Annotated in this window: 4 protein-coding genes and 1 pseudogene; 1 reads left to right on the top strand and 4 read right to left on the bottom strand. The window is 64.8% G+C overall.

The features are described from left to right. From A2J01_RS17920 to clpS, 4 genes are all read right to left on the bottom strand, one after another. A partial coding sequence (locus tag A2J01_RS17920) for a rhomboid family intramembrane serine protease (RefSeq protein WP_064113249.1) occupies nucleotides 1-487 on the bottom strand: 487 nt, incomplete at its 3' end. A 92-nt stretch (nucleotides 488-579) separates the two neighbouring features. Continuing rightward, complete coding sequence (locus tag A2J01_RS17915; RefSeq protein WP_064113248.1) at nucleotides 580-1,647, bottom strand: P1 family peptidase; 1,068 nt, start codon at nucleotides 1,645-1,647, stop codon at nucleotides 580-582. Further along, the gene (gene aosR / locus A2J01_RS17910; RefSeq protein WP_003945318.1) at nucleotides 1,644-2,234 is read right to left on the bottom strand and encodes an oxidative stress transcriptional regulator AosR; all 591 of its coding nucleotides are present in this window, start codon (nucleotides 2,232-2,234) and stop codon (nucleotides 1,644-1,646) included. The genes A2J01_RS17915 and aosR overlap by 4 nt, the downstream gene beginning before the upstream one ends. 56 nt (nucleotides 2,235-2,290) lie before the next feature. Continuing rightward, complete coding sequence (gene clpS / locus A2J01_RS35845) at nucleotides 2,291-2,602, bottom strand: ATP-dependent Clp protease adapter ClpS (RefSeq protein WP_037132099.1); 312 nt, start codon at nucleotides 2,600-2,602, stop codon at nucleotides 2,291-2,293. 121 nt (nucleotides 2,603-2,723) lie between these two features. Between clpS and A2J01_RS17900 the strand changes: the two are divergent. Further along, nucleotides 2,724-3,479: pseudogene (locus A2J01_RS17900) on the top strand (nicotinate phosphoribosyltransferase); the annotation flags it as partial.

The following is a 3,479-nucleotide window of genomic DNA, read 5'->3' as shown; positions in this document are numbered from 1 at the left end:
AGACGGCAACGCCGATCAGGATCTGTGTGAAGCTCCGCGTGAAGAACCCGCGCACCAGCAGGTAGGTGACCCAGCCGAAGATCAGCACGGACGCACCGACGTGATTCGAGTTCGAGCCGGCGAACAACCAGGTCCCGACGCCGCCGATCACCCAGATGATGCCGGTCGCCGCGAGTCCTCGCGCAATTCCCGACACCAGCACGAGGTATCCGAGGATCAGCACCGGAATGGTGTTGGCGATCAGATGACCCCAGTCGTCGTGCAGCACCGGGGCGAACAGGATTCCCCACAGGCCGTCGAGCGTGCGCGGGGTGACGCCGGCGTTCTGGACATTCTGACCGGAGATGACATCCACGATCTCGATCACGTAGAGCAGGATCGCGAAGCCGCCCACCAACACGGCCGACTGCTTCCACACCGAGGGCGGACCGGATTTCGGTGCCGGCGTCCGGGTGCCGAAGTCCGGACTGTTGAAATCCATCGTCATCGTGTGCGTCCTCCACCGTCGATCCGGTCTTCTGATCCGGTCACTCGCGACCAGGCTCAATTCGAGATTACCGCCGATTCCAGGAGTGCTGCCTAGAGAAATGCGGACGGGAAGAGTTCGCGGTAGCTCGGGATTCCGGCTACCGACGTGGCGTCGAGAATCGCTGTGACGATCGCACGTTCGACCACCTGGGCCGAAGCCGCGCACACCGCGTCGAGTATCGGCAGATCGTTCGGGAAAGCGTCCGGAACCGTGATCTCCGAATTCGGAGTGTGATCACCGGTGGCGAGCGCAAAGATCGTGTCGCCGTCGAGCGGCGAATGTGCGGGCCGAATTGCTCGGGCCAGGCCGTCATGACCTGCGACGGCGACGCGTCGGCACCCGGCTTTCGTCAAGGCGGCGTCAGTGGCGACCACACCGATCGTGGTGTTGAGGACGGTTCCCTTGGCTGCAACGGCGTTGGCCGACGCGAGTTCGGACGCGTCGGGGAGCCTGAGGCCGAACGACTCCGCGCCGTCCGAGCCGACGCCCCACGGCAGGCCTGTTCTGGGGTCGAAGACCGAACCCACCGGATTCGCCACGATCAAGGCGGAGACCGTCGTCCCCTCGGCGGGGCCGTCGGCGATCACGACGCTGGCCGTTCCCACCCCACCCTTGAGCGCTCCGGCTCTGGCACCTACCCCCGCGCCGACCGTGCCCGTGGCGAATTCGCGCGAAGCAGTGTCGGCAGCGAGGAATCCGAAATCGCCGGTCGGACGAACGGTCCAGTCCCCCACCGGCAGATCGAAGATCACGGCGCCGGGCACGATCGGGACCACCTGGCCGGGAGCGCCCATCGCGATCCCGTGATCGTGTTCCTCGAGCCAGCGCATCACTCCGTCGGCCGCGGCAAGTCCGTAGGCACTACCGCCGGTCAACAGCACGGCATTGACCTGCTGGACCGAATGGCTCAGGTCGAGCAGGTCTGTCTCGCGGGTACCCGGACCGCCGCCCCGGACATCGACTCCGGCGACCGCACCGGCCGACGCGAGCACGACCGTGCAGCCGGTGGCTGCGCCGCTTCCGAGAGTGGCTCCCTCGTCGAGCTTGTGGTGATGACCGACGGCGAGGCCGGCGACATCTGTCAGTGAATCAGTGGGCCCGGTCCGCGTTGTAGTCATGGCATGAGCGCCTGGACGAGGGAGTCCTGCATCCACGTCAACCAGTGATAGACGTCGAGATGCGGGGCTCGCGGGTCGTCGGGTTCGAGGCTCTCCGGTGTGTCGGCGTCGATGCCGAGATTGGTTCCGAGCGCGAGACGGACGTCGTTGAGCGAGGACAGCCAGGCGTCGGCCTGTTCCTGCGTGAGAACGACCTTGCCGCCGGCCTCCGGAAGCGAAGCCAACAACATGCGAGCGGACTCACGCTTGGCGTCGATGATCTCGGGTTCGTGCAAACTGCGCAGCGCGCCGTTGACATTGGCGCCGGCGTCGTCGAGATCGTCACTGTCCGGAGCGACCTTGTCCGGATCGGTGCGCTGGAAGTCGGGAAGCAAACGCGCCAACACCGGATTGTCGGGCGTCTCCGAATTTCCGGTACGAAGACCCGTCAGGGCGGCGAGCTCGTCTTGCGGCGCCGAAGACGCACGCTCGTCGAGAAGCCCGGTCACCGACTCCACGAGCGAGCGCAGAACCGCCGCCTCGTGGCCGTCCATCTCGGACTTGAACTTCACTCCGCCGAGTGAACTCTTCCTACTCCACGTCCGCACGCGTCGGACTCCCGTCTACGAGTTAGGCGAACAAATCGGTCGAAAAAGTGCATTTCTCAGGTGTCGTCGCGTTGCATCGTGGCCCAGAGACCGGCAGCGTGGAGGCGACGAACATCGGCCTCCATCTTGTCGCGCGAACCGCTCGAGACCACGGCCTTGCCTTCCGAATGGACCTGCATCATCAGGTCGGTGGCCTTGGCTTTGCTGTAGCCGAACAACTTCTGGAACACGTAAGTCACGTAATGCATGAGATTGACCGGGTCGTCCCAGACGATGGTCACCCAGGGCCGATCTGCGGCTTCGATGGTCGAAACAGCCTCCGACTGCTCGGGCGTGGCTTGAGGAGAGGAAGCCGTAGCGCCTCTCATCGTTACGTTCGCCGAGTAAGTGCCGGACACGGTCGCGCCGCCGAAAACCATGTATCCAGGGTACGGCGCGACGAGAGGCGACAACACCCACCCACGTCGTCTCGCGCATAGAGTTGTGTGCGTGCCTACGCAAATTTCCGACATCCGCGACGCCGGTGCCAGCACCGCACTGCTCACCGATCAGTACGAACTGACCATGCTCTCGGCGGCTCTCGCCGACGGATCTGCCTTCCGCAACTGCAGTTTCGAGGTATTCGCACGGCGGCTGCCAGACGGTCGTCGCTACGGCGTCGTCGCCGGTACCGAGCGCCTTCTCGACGCACTCGAGCAGTTCCGGTTCGGTGAACCGGAACTGGCGATCGTCGCGAAGTTCCTCGACGACACGACCGTCGAGTGGCTGCGCAACTATCGATTCTCCGGTGACATCGACGGCTACCGCGAGGGCGATTTCTACTTCCCCGGATCACCGATCCTCTCGGTCCGCGGAACTTTCGCCGAGTGCGTCATCCTCGAAACCTTGATTCTCTCGATCCTCAACCACGACAGCGCGATCGCTTCGGCCGCAGCCCGCATGGTGAGCGCAGCGGGCGGTCGACGGATGATCGAGATGGGCTCGCGTCGTACACACGAACAGGCCGCCGTCGCCGCTTCACGTGCCGCCTATCTCGCCGGCTTCGACGCCACCTCCAACCTCGAAGCCGCGCGGCGTCACGACGTACCCAGCGCAGGTACCAGCGCGCACGCCTTCACGCTCCTGCACACCACCGATGACGGTCCGGACGAAGCCGCGGCATTCCGCGGTCAGGTCGCCGCTCTGGGCGTATCCACCACCTTGTTGGTCGACACCTACGACATCACCGAGGGCGTGAAAACGGCT

Origin of the sequence: Rhodococcus sp. EPR-134, from assembly GCF_001647205.1 — a bacterium.
Classification (GTDB): domain Bacteria; phylum Actinomycetota; class Actinomycetes; order Mycobacteriales; family Mycobacteriaceae; genus Rhodococcus_F; species Rhodococcus_F qingshengii.
The sequence above is the reverse complement of the archived record's forward strand: the minus strand, read 5'-3'. Positions and strand labels throughout refer to the sequence as shown.